The sequence below is a fragment of the Neobacillus sp. B4I6 genome (genome assembly GCF_050434045.1).
Classification (GTDB): Bacteria; Bacillota; Bacilli; order Bacillales; family Cytobacillaceae; genus Neobacillus.
Map to the genome: position 1 here is coordinate 330,247 of NZ_JBNPWB010000001.1, position 19,065 is coordinate 349,311.

At 38.4% G+C, this 19,065-nt stretch carries 18 protein-coding genes; 8 read left to right on the top strand and 10 right to left on the bottom strand.

Annotated elements, in window-relative coordinates:
• Positions 1 to 6 precede the first annotated feature (6 nt).
• The 3 genes from QF028_RS01695 to QF028_RS01705 are packed head-to-tail and all read left to right on the top strand — an operon-like array spanning position 7 to position 3,120.
• On the top strand, positions 7 to 1,479 hold the full coding sequence (locus QF028_RS01695) for a tagaturonate reductase (protein WP_429463660.1): 1,473 nt from the start codon (positions 7 to 9) through the stop codon (positions 1,477 to 1,479).
• 11 nt (positions 1,480 to 1,490) lie between these two features.
• On the top strand, positions 1,491 to 2,435 hold the full coding sequence (locus QF028_RS01700) for a sugar kinase (RefSeq protein WP_429463663.1): 945 nt from the start codon (positions 1,491 to 1,493) through the stop codon (positions 2,433 to 2,435).
• A gap of 10 nt (positions 2,436 to 2,445) precedes the next feature.
• The gene (locus QF028_RS01705; RefSeq protein WP_429463665.1) at positions 2,446 to 3,120 is read left to right on the top strand and encodes a bifunctional 4-hydroxy-2-oxoglutarate aldolase/2-dehydro-3-deoxy-phosphogluconate aldolase; all 675 of its coding nucleotides are present in this window, start codon (positions 2,446 to 2,448) and stop codon (positions 3,118 to 3,120) included.
• Between the two features lie 281 nt (positions 3,121 to 3,401).
• Here QF028_RS01705 and QF028_RS01710 read toward each other — a convergent pair whose 3' ends face one another.
• A complete protein-coding gene (locus QF028_RS01710; RefSeq protein WP_429463667.1) occupies positions 3,402 to 4,433 on the bottom strand; it encodes a type II TA system antitoxin MqsA family protein in 1,032 nt (343 codons plus the stop codon).
• 78 nt (positions 4,434 to 4,511) lie between these two features.
• Entirely contained in the window at positions 4,512 to 4,934 is a 423-nt protein-coding gene (locus QF028_RS01715) for a type II toxin-antitoxin system MqsR family toxin (protein WP_429463669.1), read from the bottom strand.
• A gap of 292 nt (positions 4,935 to 5,226) precedes the next feature.
• Between QF028_RS01715 and QF028_RS01720 the strand changes: the two genes are divergently transcribed.
• On the top strand, positions 5,227 to 6,219 hold the full coding sequence (locus QF028_RS01720) for a DNA-methyltransferase (protein ID WP_429463671.1): 993 nt from the start codon (positions 5,227 to 5,229) through the stop codon (positions 6,217 to 6,219).
• Positions 6,212 to 7,141, top strand: a complete 930-nt coding sequence (locus QF028_RS01725) for a DEAD/DEAH box helicase family protein (RefSeq protein ID WP_429463673.1) — start codon at positions 6,212 to 6,214, stop codon at positions 7,139 to 7,141. Before QF028_RS01720 ends, QF028_RS01725 begins: the two co-directional genes overlap by 8 nt.
• Before the next feature lie 478 nt (positions 7,142 to 7,619).
• Here the strand turns inward: QF028_RS01725 and QF028_RS01730 are convergent, their stop codons facing one another.
• The 4 genes from QF028_RS01730 to QF028_RS01745 all read right to left on the bottom strand — a co-directional run bounded on the left by QF028_RS01730 (position 7,620) and on the right by QF028_RS01745 (position 10,903).
• Positions 7,620 to 8,414, bottom strand: coding sequence for a putative hydro-lyase (locus QF028_RS01730; protein WP_429463743.1), 795 nt, complete (start codon positions 8,412 to 8,414; stop codon positions 7,620 to 7,622).
• A 152-nt stretch (positions 8,415 to 8,566) separates the two neighbouring features.
• Entirely contained in the window at positions 8,567 to 10,036 is a 1,470-nt protein-coding gene (locus QF028_RS01735) for a sodium:solute symporter family protein (RefSeq protein ID WP_429463675.1), read from the bottom strand.
• Between the two features lie 16 nt (positions 10,037 to 10,052).
• Positions 10,053 to 10,712, bottom strand: coding sequence for a carcinine hydrolase/isopenicillin-N N-acyltransferase family protein (locus tag QF028_RS01740; RefSeq protein WP_429463678.1), 660 nt, complete (start codon positions 10,710 to 10,712; stop codon positions 10,053 to 10,055).
• Positions 10,694 to 10,903 (bottom strand): hypothetical protein, encoded by a 210-nt coding sequence (locus tag QF028_RS01745; protein ID WP_429463680.1) that lies wholly within the window; start codon positions 10,901 to 10,903, stop codon positions 10,694 to 10,696. The genes QF028_RS01740 and QF028_RS01745 overlap by 19 nt, the downstream gene beginning before the upstream one ends.
• A gap of 165 nt (positions 10,904 to 11,068) precedes the next feature.
• Between QF028_RS01745 and QF028_RS01750 the strand changes: the two genes are divergently transcribed.
• Together QF028_RS01750 and QF028_RS01755 are read left to right on the top strand one after the other, a co-directional pair.
• The gene (locus QF028_RS01750) at positions 11,069 to 12,724 is read left to right on the top strand and encodes a sigma-54 interaction domain-containing protein (protein ID WP_429463681.1); all 1,656 of its coding nucleotides are present in this window, start codon (positions 11,069 to 11,071) and stop codon (positions 12,722 to 12,724) included.
• Between the two features lie 798 nt (positions 12,725 to 13,522).
• Positions 13,523 to 14,281: an IclR family transcriptional regulator gene (locus QF028_RS01755; protein WP_429463683.1), complete on the top strand. Its 759-nt coding sequence runs from the start codon at positions 13,523 to 13,525 to the stop codon at positions 14,279 to 14,281.
• 162 nt (positions 14,282 to 14,443) lie between these two features.
• On the opposite strand, the gene accC is transcribed toward QF028_RS01755, so the two are convergent.
• The 4 genes from accC to pxpB are packed head-to-tail and all read right to left on the bottom strand — an operon-like array spanning position 14,444 to position 18,000.
• Entirely contained in the window at positions 14,444 to 15,802 is a 1,359-nt protein-coding gene (gene accC / locus QF028_RS01760) for an acetyl-CoA carboxylase biotin carboxylase subunit (protein WP_429463685.1), read from the bottom strand.
• Between the two features lies 1 nt (position 15,803).
• Entirely contained in the window at positions 15,804 to 16,259 is a 456-nt protein-coding gene (accB, locus tag QF028_RS01765) for an acetyl-CoA carboxylase biotin carboxyl carrier protein (RefSeq protein ID WP_429463686.1), read from the bottom strand.
• Positions 16,256 to 17,269, bottom strand: a complete 1,014-nt coding sequence (locus tag QF028_RS01770) for a biotin-dependent carboxyltransferase family protein (RefSeq protein ID WP_429463688.1) — start codon at positions 17,267 to 17,269, stop codon at positions 16,256 to 16,258. The genes accB and QF028_RS01770 overlap by 4 nt, the downstream gene beginning before the upstream one ends.
• Positions 17,266 to 18,000 carry a 5-oxoprolinase subunit PxpB gene (gene pxpB / locus QF028_RS01775; RefSeq protein WP_429463690.1) on the bottom strand — a complete coding sequence of 245 codons (735 nt, stop codon included), beginning with the start codon at positions 17,998 to 18,000 and terminating at the stop codon, positions 17,266 to 17,268. The genes QF028_RS01770 and pxpB overlap by 4 nt, the downstream gene beginning before the upstream one ends.
• A 301-nt stretch (positions 18,001 to 18,301) precedes the next feature.
• Here pxpB and QF028_RS01780 point away from each other — a divergent pair, with 301 nt between their 5' ends.
• A complete protein-coding gene (locus QF028_RS01780; protein ID WP_429463692.1) occupies positions 18,302 to 19,063 on the top strand; it encodes a LamB/YcsF family protein in 762 nt (253 codons plus the stop codon).
• Positions 19,064 to 19,065 lie beyond the last annotated feature (2 nt).

A 19,065-nucleotide genomic window follows, 5' to 3' on the forward strand; every position in this document is an offset into this window, starting at 1 on the left:
TTTCTCATGAAAAGACTAAGTAAACAATGGTTTACTGAACATAATCAAATGGATCAATTACCAGAACGTATCATTCAGTTTGGGGAAGGGAATTTCTTGCGTGGTTTTATCGACTGGATGGTCCACCAAATGAACAAACAAGGTTTGTTTAACGGGAAAATAGTTGCCATTCAACCAACTCCACACGGGAAAGTGGTTCCGAAGCTGAATGCTCAAGACGGTCTGTATACGGTAGCACTTAGGGGAATGGAAAACGGAGAAATTATCGATGAAGTTGAAGTAGTTTCTTCTATTAGTAGAGGAATCAATCCTTATATCGATTGGCGGGAAGTATTAAAGGTAGCGGAAAATAAGGATATCCGTTTCGTTTTTTCCAATACCACCGAAGCAGGCTTAAGCTATTCGGTAGAGGAATACAATCCAGATGAATCACCGCTTTCGTTTCCGGGAAAATTGACAGCTTTTCTCTACCATCGTTACCAGGTGATGAATGGTGAAGCAGAGGCAGGACTTGTGATTTTTCCTTGTGAGTTATTGGAGGACAATGGGGATCTATTAAGAGAAATTGTCCTGCGCATAGCGAACGATTGGAAGCTGCCGGATTCATTCATTGAATGGGTTCAAGCAAGTAATAAATTTTGCAATACACTTGTCGATCGCATCGTCACAGGTTATCCAAAAAATGGTGTTTATGAGTATCGAACTAGATTAGGATATGAAGATGAATTGATTACGGTAGGGGAGCCTTATCATTTGTTTGCAATTGAAGCCGATGAAGAGACGGCTGAAGCCATACCTTTTCACAAGGCTGGATTGAATGTGTTCTGGTCAGATGTAAGGCCTTTCCGTGATATCAAGGTTAGGATCTTAAATGGCGCACATACGATGATGTTTGCGGCAGGATATCTTTCTGGAAAAAAGACGGTGCTCGAGACAATGGAGGATGAACTGTTGCGAGAATACGTCGGACGTGGGATTTATTCAGAAATTCTTCCAGTAATCAAGATGAATGAGTTTCAAACAAAAGCGTTTGCGGATTCGGTTATCGAGCGTTTCTCCAACCCGTTTAATCAGCATTTTCTCAGTGATATCGGTTTAAATGCGATATTTAAATATAAGAGCAGACTTTTTCCTACACTGGAGGATTGGACGAATCAAAAGAATAAACTGCCCGAAATCGTATCGTTCTCGCTTGCGGCTCTATTCGCCTATTACCAGCCAGAACGATTACAGGGCAGCAGTCAGGTCATCCGTGATCAACCAGAAGTGATTGAATTGTTCATGCATGGCTGGAGTCAACTGAACAATGGAAACGCACGTTTAGAAAACATGGTAAAGACGATCTTATCGACTCAATCCTTATGGGAAAGAGATTTAACTGAAATTGATGATTTACCTGAAACCGTATGTCGTTACCTTTCTACGATTGTGGAGTCAGGAATGGAAAATGCCATAGCTATACTAATAGAAAAGGGATAGGGGTTTAGAATATGGATGTCGTAACATTTGGGGAAACGATGGTATTGTTCGTACCTACAAAGGTTGGTCCGCTCCGGTTTACAAATGAATTTGAAAAAACGATTGGCGGTGCGGAAGCAAACGTAGCAATCTCTTTAGCTAGACTAGGCCATCAGGTCAGTTGGATGAGCCGTCTTGGTAACGATGAATTTGGTTTATTTGTCCGTAACTTTATTCGTGGAGAAGGTGTGGATACCTCACAGGTGAAATTCGATGATCATCATCAGACCGCTGTCTTCTTTAAAGAAAGACAGGTTATGCAAGATCCCAAAATCTATTACTACCGCAAGGGGTCTGCCGCCAGCTATATGACATCTAATGATCTGGATGAGTCGGTTATTTCTCAAGCAAAATTCATGCATCTCACTGGCATTACTCCGGCATTAAGTCATTCATGCAAGAAAATGACACATCATGCCATTACATTAGCGAAACAAAACAAAGTGACAGTTGTTTTTGATCCAAATATTCGTTTGAAGCTTTGGAGCAAGAAAGAAGCACGGTTCGAGCTGATGGACATTGCAAGTAAATGTGATATCGTCATGCCGGGGATCGAAGAAGGAGAAATTCTGACAGGGGAAACGACTCCAGAAAGAATAGCGGATCGCCTTCTGCAGAATGGGGCCAGTGTCGTCGTGGTCAAACTTGGAGAACGGGGAGCCTTTTATGGGACGCCTGAAAAAGCAGAATATATTGAAGGTTTTCCGGTTCAACAAGTTGTTGATACTGTAGGGGCCGGTGACGGTTTTGCCGCAGGATTTTTATCAGGCCTGATTCGTGGCTGGTCTTATGCCGATGCTGTTAAACTAGGAAACCGTGTTGGAGCGTATGCCCTAACAGTTACCGGTGATGTGGAAGGATATCCATTCTGGTCCCAAATTTCACCGGATAAAATTACACAGGAAATTTTACGATAGGAGGCCTTCCATGCTGCCAAAAGTAAGATTAATAGAAAAATTAGTGGATTGTGGTGTTATTGCGGTCATTCGTGGCATCCCAGAAGATAAAATGATGAAAGTCGCAGAAAGTCTAATCGAAGGTGGCGTAACAGCACTTGAAGTGACGATTGACACGCCAGGATCCTTCAAATCTATTAACAGACTCTCGAATCTTTTTAAAGACCGGGCCATCATAGGTGCAGGGACAGTGCTAGATAGTGAGGGAGCACGACTAGCCATCGACAGTGGAGCAGGATTTGTCCTAAGTCCGAGTCTTCACCAGGATGTCGTCCGTACCACATTGAGGTATGGCAAAATTGCCATACCGGGGGTCATGACACCGACTGAAATGATTAATGCCATTGAATCGGGAGCAGATCTTGTCAAAGTGTTCCCGGCAACAGGATTAGGGGTGCAATATATTAAAGATGTAAAAGGGCCCTTTTCCCATGTCCCAATTATTCCGACTGGAGGCATTCATCTGGATAATGTAGCTTCATTTATTGAGGCAGGTGTGGCTGCAGTAGGAATTGGCGGGAATCTAGTAGACCGTAAAGCCATCGCAGCCTCTGACTTTACGAAAATTACCCGTACAGCCAGGGAATATGTATCAATTATCCAGAATGCGCGAGCAGATAAATATGCAGCAACGGAGAAGCGATAGGAGTTAACCACTGATATAATGGAGCGTATAATTGCTCAAAAACCAATTGTTGCCGTCACTGTAACTTCAACCATAATCTTTTAGCATTTCCGATAACAGAGCTCGAACACAACCGGTGCAAGAACAACCAAAAAAGGTCACAAATCCTAACCAAACAATTTGCTTGGGTTGGTATAAAGCAATGTAGTATGTGTAAGACCATAATATAAGCTGTGTGTGTTAGTTAAGTTAAATTGTTAGGCTAAAACAAATCCCCGTATTCATTAATACGGGGATTTGTTTTAAAATTCTTTAATTTTTCCGGCTAGACTATATGGGATGATTTGATTATCTTTTGTATATATATATGCTTCTTCTTCGTGCATATAGTCACTAATTTTTCTACTCCCTACAGTATCAAATTTTCTTATTACTTCATTTAATACATCTAATTCTTCTTCGGATAAATATGAAAGATTAACAGGAGTTTTACTTTCTATTCTATAAGCTATATAGTCGTCAAAATATTCTTCATGAATATTTATTGCATCTCTACTTATATCAAGTATATCCTCGTGTGCAATAGGCACTGCTCCTAAGGGTAGATGTTTATATACTAATCCAGTAATAGAGTTACCATATCTTTTATAAGCTAAAGCATCTGAGTACCATAATAACTTCATTAGTTTAACTTTGTATAATCGAGAACTAAAGTGGGCCAAGTAGTGAATAACATCTTTAATTTTATCTAGGTTTAATCGTGTTCCACCGTTGCTATCTGAAGGCTCATTATAATCTACATAAGAGGCATATACAATTTGTTCTTTATGATATTTAAGTGATTTTTTTTTTATCAAGTCAGTTATCTTTTCTTTAATTTCTAAATATCTTTCATAGTCAAATTTTTCTTCATGTTTTTCCAACTCCTTTAAGGCCATTTGAGGATTTTCGTAGATTAATCGCATCTTTTGATCATAAGTTTCATCTTGTATAGTTTTGGATTCATATCGTTGAACTGTTACATCTCCCCAACCCAACAAATTAGCAAATTCTTTTTGTGTTAGTCCAAACATTTCTCTAATGTCTCTAATTTTTGATGAAGGTAGACGACCTATATTTACTCTATAAGCATCACGAGCTGCTAATAAATTTTGATTCATAACTTTTGCTGGGGTAAACTCTTCGTCCTCATTTGGACAATAATAATAAGTTTCCTCATGCTCAACAATAGTTCCCTCGATTAAAGATTTTGTGTCTTGTACATAAACCTCAACTTCATGATATTGGTCACATTGTGGGCAGTCATAATTGATTCTTTTTACCAAATTAGCCATTCATGTGACTCCTTCCTAATTATTATTGATTATATTCTTTTTATTTTTGGGGTATATAAAGAGGATAGTTAATCCTCTTTATATACCCTCTGCATATGGTTTTTTTGTGATTGCCCATTGTGGAAAGTGAAAAGACATACAATAAATCTTTTTGTTTTCTTCGTTACGGATTTTGAATTTGATGTAGACACTCCGGTTTTGGATAGTCTTTTCAAAAACCCAAAATTCTGGACTTTCTGGTCTTTTTGTATCAATAGTGGTCTTACAATAGTCTTGAAGTTGTAGCGACATTATCTCATTAGCTACATCATCCGAATCGTATTTCAAGGCTAAAAGCGTATTCTTAGTTGAAAATGGGTCAAGAGGATCTTCGCCTTTTCTATTTCTTTGAATGTCCAGGTCGTAATTATCGGAATTTAATATATCCCGCGCCTTTTTGATTAGCATTTCCACTTCATCGATCGGGGCAATTCGATCTCTAACCAATTGATCCTCTGACATCTTATCATTCCCTTACATATTACTGTATTCATTATAACCATCAATTGATTGTTTATTCAAGAAAAAACAATCAATTGATTAATTTTTATTTGAATAATAATAACCATTAGAACAGAAGCATTACGTTGCCCAAGTTCCATTTAGAATCATTAACCATGTTTTAAGTATAAAAAATCAAAACAAAACACTTTATTGGGAAAATCAGTGGAGTGCTTTAATTTTCAATTTATATTTATATCAGTAATTAAAATCGATCCAGGCCGTGTAAACGCTAAACGATGAAGATGGAAAAGTGATTTACATTGAATCTACACATAAAACTGTAGATGATGTATGGCGATTATCCATGTTACAACCAGCAGATAAAATTGAGCCTACGGGCTATCCTACTCAAAAACCTGAGACAGTTATTGAACGCATAATAGAAGCCTCGACTAATCCAGGTGATTTAGTTTTCGATTGTTTTATGGGGTCAGGAACTACTCCAGCAGTAGCTCTAAAAATGGGAAGGAAATTTATTGGGGCAGACATTAACTTAACGGCAGTTCAAACTACTACTAAGAGATTGTTAAATCTTCTTCCGACCTCTGACTGTGGGTTAGAAATATACAATGTTAATAACTATGATATATTTAAGAACCCTACTCAAGCAAAGGACTTATTGTTAGAGGCGTTAGAAATACAGCCTATAAATAGTAGTGTTTATGACGGAGAAAAAGACGGGCAGATGGTGAAAATTATGCCAGTTAATAGAATTGCGACAAAAGCAGATTTAAATAATCTTATTACAAATTTAGATTATAAAACTTTAGAGCAACGCCAAAAGGACAATCCTAATCAATATGTAGAGGATATTCTATTAGTATGTATGGGGCATGAGCCAGATTTAGCAGCCACTCTCAAAAAAGAAGTTCCATATAAACTCAATGTAGAGATAGTTGATATCTTGCGTGATAGAGCAAATATAGAATTTAAGCGTGATGCAGAAGCTTTGATTCGAATAGAAGATAACGAACTAATCATTGAAAACTTCTATCCAATGAATTTGTTACAAAAATTAAGCATTATGAAAGACAATGTTACTGATTGGAAAGAACTTGTTGAATCTGTAATGATTAATTGGAATTATGATGGTGCAGTTTTAGAACCAAAAGAAATAGATGTGCCATCTAAAAATGATTTTGTTAAAGGTGTGTATGTAATCACGAAAGAGGCTGGTACAATTCGAGTGAAAATTACAGACTTATTATCTGAGTCGCTAGAGGTGAGTTTTGAGAGTGAGTAAAAAGAAAGATTTCGCCTTAGATTTCGCATTTTATACGTATCTGTGGGAGTTTTATAATCAAAATAAGAAAAAAATCCGTTCAAAATATAAACTGCTATCTAGAAAGTTTCTAGATTTCAATGATTATAAAAATCCAAATGCATTTTTACGTCAGCCTCAATTTGAAGCTTTAGAAGTATACATCTTCTTAAAAGAGTACCAAGATAATAAAAAGATCCATGAAATTTTTACTGATTGGTATGAAAAGAAAGATGGCTTCGAGAATCGTGGAGATTTAGGTTTAACTGAAGGGGAACAATATTCTTTATTTACTGTGGAAATTGAAGAATACAAGAGTGTTTTCGCTAGAATGAAAAAGTTTGAATTAGATTACTCAAACTACATTTTTTCTTTAACAATGGGTACAGGTAAAACAATCTTAATGGCTACTTGTATATTCTACGAGTTCTTATTAGCAAATAAGTTTCCGAAAGACAAACGTTTCTGTCATAACGCGATTGTATTTGCACCAGACAAAACGGTTTTAGAGTCTTTACGTGAAATCCAAACATTTGATAAATCAAATGTTATTCCACCAGAATATTTAGCTTGGCTAGATAGTAATTTAAAGATCCACTTCTTAGAGGACACAGGTACAACATTAAACACGATAGATCGTTCAAAATATAATATTATTATTTCAAATACGCAAAAGATTATTTTAAAACGCCAACATAAAGAAAAATCAAAAGTTGAAACGCTATTTGAATATTCATCATCAACTGGTTCAGCTTATGATCAACTTGGAGATTTATATGGCTTTGATGAACCTTCTGAAGAGGGAGAATTATTAAGTAATCAGCGATTCTCCAAATTGACGCGCTTAGGTAATCTAGGAGTATTTATTGACTTAAAAGACAATCATTTCCTACCTAATTGTTGACTAAGTCAACGTTATGATGGTGTTGACTAAGTCGACAGGAGGTATAGGATGAAACGCTCAACAAAACGAATCATTGAAAGGTTCCCGACATTTAAAAGTAAATTAAAGGCTTATGAAAACATTTCAACAAATTCTAACGAATTCAAGCCATTCATTATCTAAATGGTGATACAATAATCCGATATTAAAACTTTCATAATCCGGAGCATCAATAAACCAAGCTAATTTTAAGAATACAGCTTCAACGTCTGTTTCCCAGGATTCTTCCTTCGATAATAATTAGATATAAATAATCAGTATGGCCCACCAAATTAATTAAAGAAGAGAGTGCCAAAATTGACACTCATTCCCATAAAAGATTACAGTTTTATCTTTTTAAGTAGGAAACAGATATTTAAGGATTGTGCTAGTTCAATAGAATCTGTTTCTCCACTTTTATTAGAATGATAGGTTCTTTATTTATCTGTCGCATTCAATCCTAAAGAATCGAATAAATACTATCCTTAACATCAGTAATAAACATATGCCCAGGAGCATGTGTAATCATTAAATCAGGTTTACTGGACATGGCAACTGATTGAGGTGTTACACCGCAAGCCCAAAATACAGGAAGTTCGCCTTCTTTTACCGTAACGGAATCCCCGAAATCCGGCTTAGCAAGGTTTTGTATTCCAATTTCTTCAGGGTTGCCAATATGAACAGGTGAGCCATGTACGGCAGGGAATCTGGATGTTACTTCTACGGCGCGAATAGCGTCAGACGCTAAAAATGGGCGCATACTAACGACTAAATTTCCTTGAAACACACCTGCTGGTTGACAAGGAATATTGGTGATATACATCGGAACATTCCGGTTTTCTTCAATATGCCTGATTACAAGGCCATTTTCAATTAAAGAATTTTCAAACGTGAAGCTGCAGCCGATTAAAAAGGCTACCATATTGTCTTTCCAATATTCCCCGATATCATTTAATTCCTCAACAAGAACACCCTTTTTATAGATCCGATATTTAGGTAAGTCAAAACGTAAATCTGCGTTTGGTGCTGTCAGCTTAGGAACAGGTGAGCCACTATCGGTTACTTCAAGCAGTGGACAAGATTTAGGGTTCCGTTGGCAAAACAGTAAAAAGTCATAAGCTAGGTCTTTAGGCAAGATTACCAGATTTGCTTGCGTATGCCCTGGTGCGAATCCGGCGGTTGGACCAGTAAATTCATTTTTTCGTAATAGACTGCGTAATTCTGTAAGTTCTAGATTTTTATCCAATTCAGTCATCTCCATTGTTCAATCTGTTTTCTATGTTCGTTTTAAGAAACCTAGAACCCAATCTTTAAAACAAAAGAAGACTAAAGTAAGATTTGAGACAATAAACCAGGTTAATAAGGTGTATGTGACAAAAACAAATCCGCTTTCGCTTAATACCATGATTAGATTCCTCCTTTACTGACTTTACTGAATGCTGCTTGATACTGGAATTCATGATCAGGTGCAAACAATGTCCCAAGTAACGGAATACCTGCAGCAATAATATGTGAAATGAGATAGCCAATCCATAAAGGAACAATTGGTTCAATGAGTCCAGCCCCAGGAAGTACAGCTAAAATTAGAGCTGAAACCGTCCCGATAATCAAGCCCCAAAAAGCAGCATTTTTATTAAGATTCTTCATGAATACAGATAGGACGAACGGCCACGTCATGGCAAGTGTCAATGCTCCTACAGCGTAATTCAGATACAGTATGGAGAACTGAGCTAAGCTGAAGAGTGCAATACCTAACCCGCAGACGATTACGACGATACGTGCAACTTTAATTTCTTTATTTGGATCCATAGGTTTATTTTTTCGTATATAAGGAAGGTAAATCTCCCGAACAATAAGCGTGGATAATGCATTAAGACAGGAATCCGTTGTTGACAAAATGGTTGCAATCATAATGATGGCCATTGCGTAAGCTCCCCAAGTACCAAGCAGCTCACCGACAACAGCAGGAAATATCTCGGAAGGATTCACTTGAAATCCCTTAGCCAAACCAATCATACCGATTAGTCCTGCTACGGCTGGGATGGGTAACCATAATAATGTCGTCCCAAGAATCAACTTGGATTCAGTTCCTCTTTTGCTTGCGTACACACGTTGCCATACACTTTGATCAATAATCGCGTAGTTAATAAAAGAAAGGATACTAACCAGCAGCCATCCTGTAACGCTTTCTTTTGTATAGAGCATTGTTGCTGTTTTAACAGATGAATGGGCAAGCCCTTGATAAATTTCCGCTGGACCTCCAGCCACCCACAACGTAACAGGGATAACGATTGCAAGTAAAATGAGCAGCATGCAAAACTGAACAACATCTGTACCGATCGATGCTCTTAATCCTCCAATTGCAACATAGATAGTAACAATAAGTGCACCTATTATTACAGCCGCTGCATGAGGAATACCAAACAACACATTCATGACCAATCCGATTGCCGTAATCTGAAGCACTGCCCAAAAGAAGGATTGCAAAATACCAACAATAGCAAAAATTAAATGAGTTCGTGTTCCTAATCGGATTTTCATAAATTCAGGTAAAGTGCTGATTGATGGGGCGATTTTACGTACTCTTTTAAAAATAGGCCATGCAATCAGAATAGATGATAAAAGAACAGAGACACCGTACATATAAAAACCTGCTACCCCAAATTTAAATGCTCCTTCAGCTGCCCCCATGAGGGAACTGCTCCACACCCATACGACAACTAAAGAACTCATTGTAACAGGCAAGCTCATGCTTTCTCTCGCACTTAAAAAATCATCGAGATTATTTTTTCCTTTACGCTTCATATAAGTTGCGACTGCAACCATGATCAATCCAAAAATAATCATCATGGCATATCCAATGAAACTGTTTAACATAATATAGCCCCCTTGTTTAAAATTTTCCATCTAAGGTAGTTATTTCACCCTCGCTCCAGTTGTTCAATTTGAAGGAGACGTATTGACCCCATCCTTGCATGGTCTTACCGTTTCCACACGGTGGACCATAGCAGTAGAACATTTCCTTGTTTAAAGGATCGAGTATTTCCGAACTTACTGTTCCAACTGTTTCCCCATGGTTACACGTCGAGCTTCCCCAATCAGATCCATGCTCCTCAAGATGATGATTGCAAAGAATTGCGTGTAAAAAGAGAAAAGCATCCTTTTGGTCTCCTAGATTGATTGCATTCAGCCCAGATTGATAACGAAGAATCGAACACGTTTCAATGATCTCCTTATCGTTCGCGTATGGCAGATTCAAGAAATGATTTGTGCGGACCACTACTTGTTCAGGGTTCCATTTAAAATACTTCTCTGTAGGATAAATCTCGCTAACTAGTAGATTGCCTAGATCATCAGCAAAGAGAAAATTGCCGTGAACCTGGACGGGTTTATTTCGTAAATAGTCTTCAATTTCACTGAGAGTTTGAAAGCTACCTAGAATGTGATCGCCAAAATCCTTAAAGCCAATTCCGCCCTCATATAAATCAGAATCACAATCCACATAGGCAAAGGTAAAGCTAATTCCCTTCTCATTTATTCCTCTGGTAACCATATTGGACCAGGGCAGGTTATCATCCGGACAAATGAGCTCCCCCCCCCAAAGCCCGTACCGATAAACTTAAAATTCTTTCCTTGCTTAATCCGAACTCTTGTCCTCGTATGCCATGGATTATCGCTGTTGGATGCTAATAGATAGCGCCCATTTTTTCGTATAGCAATAATCGTACATCCTGGTTTAAACATTTACTCACCCCCTACCAATTTTAATTGCAAGTATCGTGCCAATATTATTCTTTTATGAATTATCGTAAAATTCTAATACTTATGATATAATTTAAGTCAGATTTGACTCAGTTAAGTCGAAAGGGAATTTCAATTTCGACTTAACTGTGCATTGGAGGAAATCATTTGATTAACTATCTAGTAGAAAATTACCCCTACTTCGATATTACTAAAAATGAATACAGTAGGGATATAAACTATTGCCATACAACCATTCCTCATGTCCAAAAAGGTGAATATATTGGATTAGAAGTCAGAGACGGAGCTGGGGCGCGGTTTGTTAACGTCCGCCCCCTTATACTCGGTCAGAGCATGGAACAAATTAAAATCATAGATGATGTCTTCTATTATCCTTTAGTAGAACTTCAAAAGGGTCGGGCAATTTATTTAGGTGTTGTATCCCTAGTAGACTTGTATCGTGTTATCCAAAACAATTTGAAAGAATTAGATGCGGTCATCGAAAATTCTTATGATGGAATCTATATTTCTACTCCTGAAGGGATCAATCTACGAGCCAATCAGGCAATCGAACGACTAACCGGCATTAAGAAAGAATTTTTTGTCGGGAAAAGTCTAGAGGATTTAATTTCAATGGGGGTATTTAATGATGTAGTCACTCTTAAGGTGGCGGATACAAAAAAGCCTTATAGTACGATTCAACGAGTGAACACAGGAAAAGAAACACTTGTTACCGGCAGCCCAGTGTTTGATGAGCAGGGGAGATTATTCCGTGTCATTACCAATGTAAGGGATTTATCCGAGCTATTTCAATTGAAGCATGAACTCGAATCAGCGGAAAAAGAAAAAACTCGCCTTGTAAATCAATTAAAACAAACGAATGCGACGATCTTAAATGAAAATTTAATAGCCCAGGATCCGACAATGCTGAAAATGATTCAAATCATTTCAGAAATTAGTCATTTGGATATATCTGTCTTAATTACTGGCGAATCGGGCGTGGGTAAAGAAGTAGTCGCTGAACAAATTTATAAAATGAGTGGCCGGAACAGGACAGGCAGTTTTCTTAAAATTAACTGTGCCGCGATTCCCAAAGATTTAATCGAATCAGAACTGTTCGGCTACGAAGAAGGTGCATTTACTGGAGCAAAAAGGGGAGGGAAAATTGGATTATTTGAGGCTTCCGATAAAGGCACACTTTTTCTTGATGAAATTGGGGATCTTCCACTGGACATGCAAGCAAAACTATTACGAGTACTTCAAGATCAAGAATTTCGACGCATCGGGGGAATGAAGAATATAAAAACCGATTCTCGAATCATCGCAGCTACCAATCATAATTTAAAGCAACTTGTGGAAGAAGGGAAATTCCGGCGAGATCTTTTTTTTAGACTAAACATTATACCGATAGAGATTCCACCGCTAAGAGAAAGAAAAGAAGATATCGCTGTATTAGCTTCTTATTTTCTTGATAAATTCAACAAAAAATATCATAAAAATATTTCACTTCCATTTGATGTTCTAACGCTATTAAAAAACTTCACTTGGCCCGGAAACGTTCGTGAGCTTTCTAACTTAATAGAACGATATGTCGTGTTAGGTGGTGGAAAAGATATTTTGTTGGATTATGTATGTTCTACGGATTATGCAATGATCAATATCGACAACATCACCGATCTTCGAAAAGAAGTCGATTATTTTGAACAAAGAATTATCATAGATGCATTAAATAAAGAAAGAAGCTCCTATAAAGCAGCTGGAAAATTGGGAGTTTCTCAATCGTATATTGCACGAAGGTTGAAAAAGTATGGGGTGGAACAGTGAACGTTCAGTGGTGAGTTCACTGATTAATAAATTTGTATAGATTTAGGATTTATAATGATCATACCAAACAGCTTGGGTAACCTTAGTTATGTTTTCAGATGCTAAAAAATCTGGGATTGAGCTATATGGAGATTTGGGGTACCGCTCTTATAGCCGGTAAAAGGCTTTATAAAATACTAAAGTTAGTCGGGTAGGAAAGGAAATAGCTTCCCAAGCGGATGCAGTACCTGGGCTGGCTGTAAACAAAGGCCAAGAAGACGAGTATACAGTTTTGATGGCCATTAATCCTAAAGTAAATTATTATGTGAAAAGCTTCGCATTTCTGTTGATACCTATTATAGGAATATATTTAAGTGGTAATAAATTCGCAATTGTATGGACTCTAATGTTTAATGCGGGATTGATACTATTCTTTAGAGTGGCTAAATCAAATAAACAGGAGGCTCAAACAAGAAGGAACCAAAAGCAATCAGCTTAACCGTTACGGGACGGCTACAATAGGGTTCATTGTAAATCGAATCGACTTTAATAGTCCTCTATAAAGGAATGTTTCATGTAATTGTAAAATTCATGTGGAATTACGTGCTGCTTTCCATTGACCTGGAAATGTAAAAAAGACTAAGACTTGAGACGTATTTTTAGGCCTTTAGAGCTTCCACCTGATATAGGAAGCAACGAATTAAATATTGTTGATTCTACCTACAATCCCTGCCTAAAATTTGATATTATAGTAAAAAAGCAGAGTAATGGAATTAAAAAAGAAGCTCATAGCTTTTATTTTTAATAAGGAGCTACACTATGAACCATAAAAATAAAACGGTTGTCCGTTCGATGGATATTTTAAATTTATTTAAAGATTATGCAGCATTAACCTTTCAGGAAATAATTGATTTGTCAGGGATTCCGAAAACTTCCGTTTATCGAATGTTAATGTCATTAGAGGAAATGGAGTTTTTAGAAAAGGGGCCGGATAACAAATATCGCCTAGGGCTGCTCTTTCTTAAGTTCGGTCATCTCGTTTCATCCAGGCTGGATATCCGAAAAATTGCCTCTCCGATTATGCAAGAGCTCCATGATGATGTAGGGGAAGCCATCAACCTCATTATCAAGCAAGGGAATGAGGCAATCTATATTGAAAAAATTGATACAAACCAAAAGGTTCGTTTATATACCGCGATCGGCAGAAGAAGTCCGTTGTATGCGGGTGCTTGTGCACGCGCTATTCTATCTTTTTTACCTGAGCAAGAAATTCACACCTATTTAGATTCAGCTGAGTTCAAATCTTTTGCGAAGGGAACAATTACGGAAAAGGATGAGCTGTTTAGGACCATTCGCCAAGCTCAAAAAGATGGATATACGATTAGTTTTTCGGAATTAGAGGAGCATACGGCGGCGATTGCGGCACCGATTTTTGACCATAAAGGTGACGTCATTGCCGGCATGAGTATTGCGGGCATTGAAGCCAATTATCAAAACGAAAACATCCCTATTTTTGCAGAAAAACTAAAAGCAGCGACAGAAGAAATTTCCAAACGGTTAGGGTATAGTCAAACGTAGAAAAGCGGAAGCGCCCTGCACTGGAGCTGGACAATTCTCAAAGTCGAATGTTATACTTTCATATTTTAAAAAAACATCCTCTATGTACCTGGTTTTCAGGAAATAGAGGATGTTTTTTTAATAGATTTGTGTCCAGCCCCCTCGACTGATGGAGGCGGTTATTTAACTTTCTTCTATCTCTAAAGAATAGGTCTCAAGGAAATTCGTATTAAATTCTCCGCTGGTAAAAACCTCATTTTTTAGCAGTGCATTATGGAATGGAATCGTTGTTGCTACGCCTTTTACTATAAACTCTTCTAAAGCACGAATCATTTTCTTAATCGCTTCGCTTCTTGTCCGGCCATGGACAATTAATTTTGCCACCATTGAATCATAAAACGGCGGGATTTGATAGCCGGCATAAATGGCAGAATCAACCCGTACCCCAAAACCGCCCGGTAATCGATATTTTTCTATTTTACCTGGTGAAGGCATGAAGTTTTTAGCGGGATTTTCAGCATTAATTCTGCATTCAATCGCCCAGCCGTTAATGGTTACATCTGCTTGCTTCATCCACAGTGGTTCACCTGATGCAATACGAATTTGTTCTTGAATCAAATCGACACCTGTAACCATCTCTGTAATCGGATGTTCTACTTGAATCCGGGTATTCATCTCCATAAAATAGAAGGTATCTTCCTTGTAATCATAGATAAATTCAACCGTTCCCGCGCCGACATAATCAACCGCTTTTGCCGCTTGAACAGCCGATACCCCCATCTTTTCCCGTGTTTTCGCTGAAATTGCTGGGGAAGGGGTTTCTTCTACGAGTTTTTGCATTCTCCGCTGAATTGTACAATCCCGTTCACCTAAGTGGATGACATTTCCGTGTGAATCTGCGAGGACCTGAATTTCAATATGACGAAAATCTTCAATAAATTTCTCTATATAAACTTCTGGATTCCCAAATGCCGTTTTCGCTTCCTGTTGGGTCATTTCAATTCCTTTTTTTAATTCTTCTTCGGTGTATGCGACCCGGATTCCTTTTCCGCCCCCGCCTGCGGTTGCTTTAATAATAACCGGAAAGCCTATTTTTCTAGATATCTCTAAACCATCCGCAATATCTTTTATTGTTCCATTTGAACCAGGTACAATCGTGACACCGGCGTTTTTCATCGTGTCTCTTGCGACATCCTTGATGCCCATTTTTCGAATCGATTCTGGAGAGGGGCCAATAAATTCAATATGGCACTTTTGGCAAAACTCAGCGAAATCCGCATTTTCGGCGAGAAATCCATACCCGGGATGGATTCCATCCACTTTTGTTAAGGTGGCAATACTTAAAATATGGGCCATATTCAGATAGCTTTCTTTTGAAGGGGACTTGCCAATACAATAGGCTTCATCTGCAAGCTTCACATGGAGCGCTTCTCGATCTGCTTCTGAATAGACAGCAACCGTTTGAATGTCCATTTCTTTGCATGCCCGAATAATCCGGACAGCAATCTCCCCACGATTAGCAATAAGTATTTTTTTAAGCAAATCAGCCACCAACTTTCACTAAAAACAAAGGCTGTCCAAATCCGATGATTTGGCCATCTTCCACTAATATTTCGATGATTTCTCCCTCAACATCTGAGACCACTTCATTAAATAGTTTCATCGCTTCCAAAACACATACCGTTTGATTCTTTTCAATCACAGATCCTACATGTACAAATGGTTCTGCATCCGAATTGGAACGGGAATAAAAAGCACCAATCATAGGGGATTTGATTTGGTAAAAACCGTCATCTTTTTTCGCAGGAAGTTTTTCTGATTCCTCAACCTCTTTCACGGATTCAGCTGTTTGCGAAAGCTGTTCTTTAAAATCGATGGTCACATTTGCTGCATCGTGCTTTTGAAAGTATAATTTGATATCTTTATTCTCTAACTTTAAAACATCTAAAGAAGATTGATCGAGTAATTTGATTAGTTCCTTAAATTCATTCCATTTCATGATTTCTTTTCCTCTCGTATATAAAGTATTGTAAAGCGGATGCCTACTTTTATCTCATCGATGATTTTTTCCTTCGCTAAAAGTTCTTTTTCCGCTTCTTCATGGGAAATTTCTTTAAATTGAATAACGGCGTTCGGCTGCAGTTGACCCATGCTTGGTAAATCAGCGGAAATAACCTGCCCTATTTTTGGATAGCCGCCTGTTGTCTGCCGGTCTGCCATTAAGACAATCGGGTTTCCGTTTGGCGGTATTTGAATGGTTCCAAACGTTACCCCTTCAGACAATAATTCAAATTTCTTTTCTAAAGAAAGATGGGGACCTTCGATTCGATAGCCCATCCGATCGGCTTGGGTCGTTAGCCTAAACGGTTCATGAAATAGGCTTCTCTTACTTTTTTCATCAAAACGGTCAAACTCGGAGCCCCTGATGACACGGATGGTCTGCGTTTGCTGCATATTGACAAGTTTTGTGTAATTGACGGACCAGGTTGGATCGCTCTCCATTTTTTCCAACATGGTAAATAGAGATTGATTGAATTCATTCATCTCGCCGAACTCGATGACATCCTCCTTTTGCAAAGCCATGCCTTTAAATCCGCCAATTCCTGCCCGAAGATAGGTGCTTTTGCTGCCCATTACTTCGGGAACAGCAATACCGCCAGCAAAGGTTACATAGGCCCTGCACCCATTGATGGCGGTCTTGAATTGTAAAATAGACCCTTTTCTCACCAAAATTGGCCGCCATGTTGCCGCTTTTTTACCGTCAATAACAGCCTGTAAATCCCCGCCGGTAATCGCGATTACCCGATCCTCCTCAAATAAAAGTGAGGTACCAAATAATGTGATTTCCAGGGCCCCTTCATTTTCTCTATTTCCAACCAGCAGATTTGCAGCTCTCAGCGAATAAGAATCCATCGCTCCGCTAACAATAACACCATATTTTTGCGAACCATATCTTCCTAAGTCTTGAATTGTGGTTAACAGTCCCGGGTGAAGTACTCTTACCGTCATCGGCTCCCCTCCTTATATGTGTTAAATTCCTCAAGGGTAATCGGGAAAAATTTAATTTTATCTCCCGCTTTTAGTAAGGTTGGTGGATTCAAATCAGGACGAAATAAATCAAGCGGCGTACGGCCAATAATTTGCCATCCACCAGGTGTTTCCAGCGGATAAACGCCTGTTTGCTTTCCAGCTATCCCGACTGAACCGGGTACAATCGCAGTCCTTGGGCTTTCTCTTCGGGGAGTTGCGATTCTTTCATCCATTCCTCCCATAAACGGAAACCCTGGGGCAAATCCGATCATATATACTAAACATTCGCTTTGGGAATGGATTTGAATGACTTCTTCCGCTGTTATCTTGTGAAAAGAAGCTACATAATCTAAATCCGGTCCGTATTCTCCTCCATAGAGGACAGGAATTTCCACCAAACTTCCCTCAAAAACCTGCAGTTCATCCAATTGTTGCAGTAGTTCATTGAGCTTTGCACTTACTTTTTGAAACGGAGTCATCGGTGAGTTTTCCACGATGGAATAATGCACAATCACCGGGTTATAATAGATGGTTATATTCGTAAAAGCTGGTACAGACTCCACAAACCCATCAAATGGGTGAGTGTTTAACAATGCTGAGAACGCTTGGACTTTCTGGTGAATGGCCGGACTGATTTCGTCACCAAGCTGTACAATCAGGGCCGAATCACCTAAAGGGTTGATGACAATTTCATTGGAACGAGAACACATATAAAAACCTCCGATAGTTTCTTTATTCGGAACTTATGTTTTAAAAAATGGATATACTCATCATTATAATATTCAGAATATAAAAAACAAGTTGTTTATTGCATAAAAATTAATCCTATTTATTTTTTTAGAAAATTCCCCCTTTACTGTCTACTCAGATTTTTTATTTTATGATAGAATAAATTTAAATTTCAAAACAACAATCCCTAAATTCGGAACTAAACTCTCTGTTTTAAATGAAAACGGTTCCTATAATTTGGAGTTTAGAAGGATCCACAAAAAAATAGAAGGAGGATAAACAGTGTTTAAGGTAGATTTAAATTGTGATATTGGAGAAAGTTTTGGCAGATATCGCTTAGCCGAACAGAAAGAAATTTTAAAGTATGTAACATCCGCAAATATTGCCTGCGGTTTTCACGCCGGGGATCCGAGTGTCATGAGAGAAACGGTCAAGTTGGCAATTGATAATCAAGTGAAAATCGGCGCCCATCCCGGCCTGCCTGATTTAAATGGCTTTGGCCGCCGTGAGATGAAGATTACTCCGCAGGAAGCGTATGACATGGTTGTCTATCAAATTGGGGCTCTACAAGGATTTTTATCCGTGTTTACCGAGAAGATGCAACATGTAAAGCCTCACGGAGCATTATACAATATGGCTGCAAAAGATGCTAAGCTGGCAGAAGCCATTGCCCAAGCGGTATATGATGTTTCACCTGAATTAGTTTTATTCGGGCTTGCCGGCAGTGAATTGGTGAAAGCCGGGGAAAAGCATGGTCTTACCACCGCACATGAAGTTTTTTCTGACCGAACTTATCAATCGGATGGTACCTTAACCTCCAGGTCGCAACCTGATGCATTAATAAAAGATAAAGAACAATCGGTAGCTCAGGTAATAAAAATAGTAACAGAATGCAAAGTTACTTCACAACAGAACACCGAAGTTTCATTAAAAGCAGATACGGTTTGCATCCACGGTGATGGCGAACACGCACTCGCTTTTGCAAAATATATTAAAGAAACATTAGAACGAAACCATATCGCTGTATCATCCATCAACACCTAGAA

Coding starts and splice junctions, on each gene's coding strand:
- QF028_RS01695 (WP_429463660.1), top strand. CDS start 7: ATGAAAAGACTAAGTAAACAATGGTTTACTGAACATAATCAAATGGAT.
- QF028_RS01700 (WP_429463663.1), top strand. CDS start 1,491: ATGGATGTCGTAACATTTGGGGAAACGATGGTATTGTTCGTACCTACA.
- QF028_RS01705 (WP_429463665.1), top strand. CDS start 2,446: ATGCTGCCAAAAGTAAGATTAATAGAAAAATTAGTGGATTGTGGTGTT.
- QF028_RS01710 (WP_429463667.1), bottom strand. CDS start 4,433: ATGGCTAATTTGGTAAAAAGAATCAATTATGACTGCCCACAATGTGAC.
- QF028_RS01715 (WP_429463669.1), bottom strand. CDS start 4,934: ATGTCAGAGGATCAATTGGTTAGAGATCGAATTGCCCCGATCGATGAA.
- QF028_RS01730 (WP_429463743.1), bottom strand. CDS start 8,414: ATGACTGAATTGGATAAAAATCTAGAACTTACAGAATTACGCAGTCTA.
- QF028_RS01735 (WP_429463675.1), bottom strand. CDS start 10,036: ATGTTAAACAGTTTCATTGGATATGCCATGATGATTATTTTTGGATTG.
- QF028_RS01740 (WP_429463678.1), bottom strand. CDS start 10,712: ATGGTTACCAGAGGAATAAATGAGAAGGGAATTAGCTTTACCTTTGCC.
- QF028_RS01745 (WP_429463680.1), bottom strand. CDS start 10,903: ATGTTTAAACCAGGATGTACGATTATTGCTATACGAAAAAATGGGCGC.
- QF028_RS01755 (WP_429463683.1), top strand. CDS start 13,523: ATGAACCATAAAAATAAAACGGTTGTCCGTTCGATGGATATTTTAAAT.
- accB (WP_429463686.1), bottom strand. CDS start 16,259: ATGAAATGGAATGAATTTAAGGAACTAATCAAATTACTCGATCAATCT.
- QF028_RS01770 (WP_429463688.1), bottom strand. CDS start 17,269: ATGACGGTAAGAGTACTTCACCCGGGACTGTTAACCACAATTCAAGAC.
- pxpB (WP_429463690.1), bottom strand. CDS start 18,000: ATGTGTTCTCGTTCCAATGAAATTGTCATCAACCCTTTAGGTGATTCG.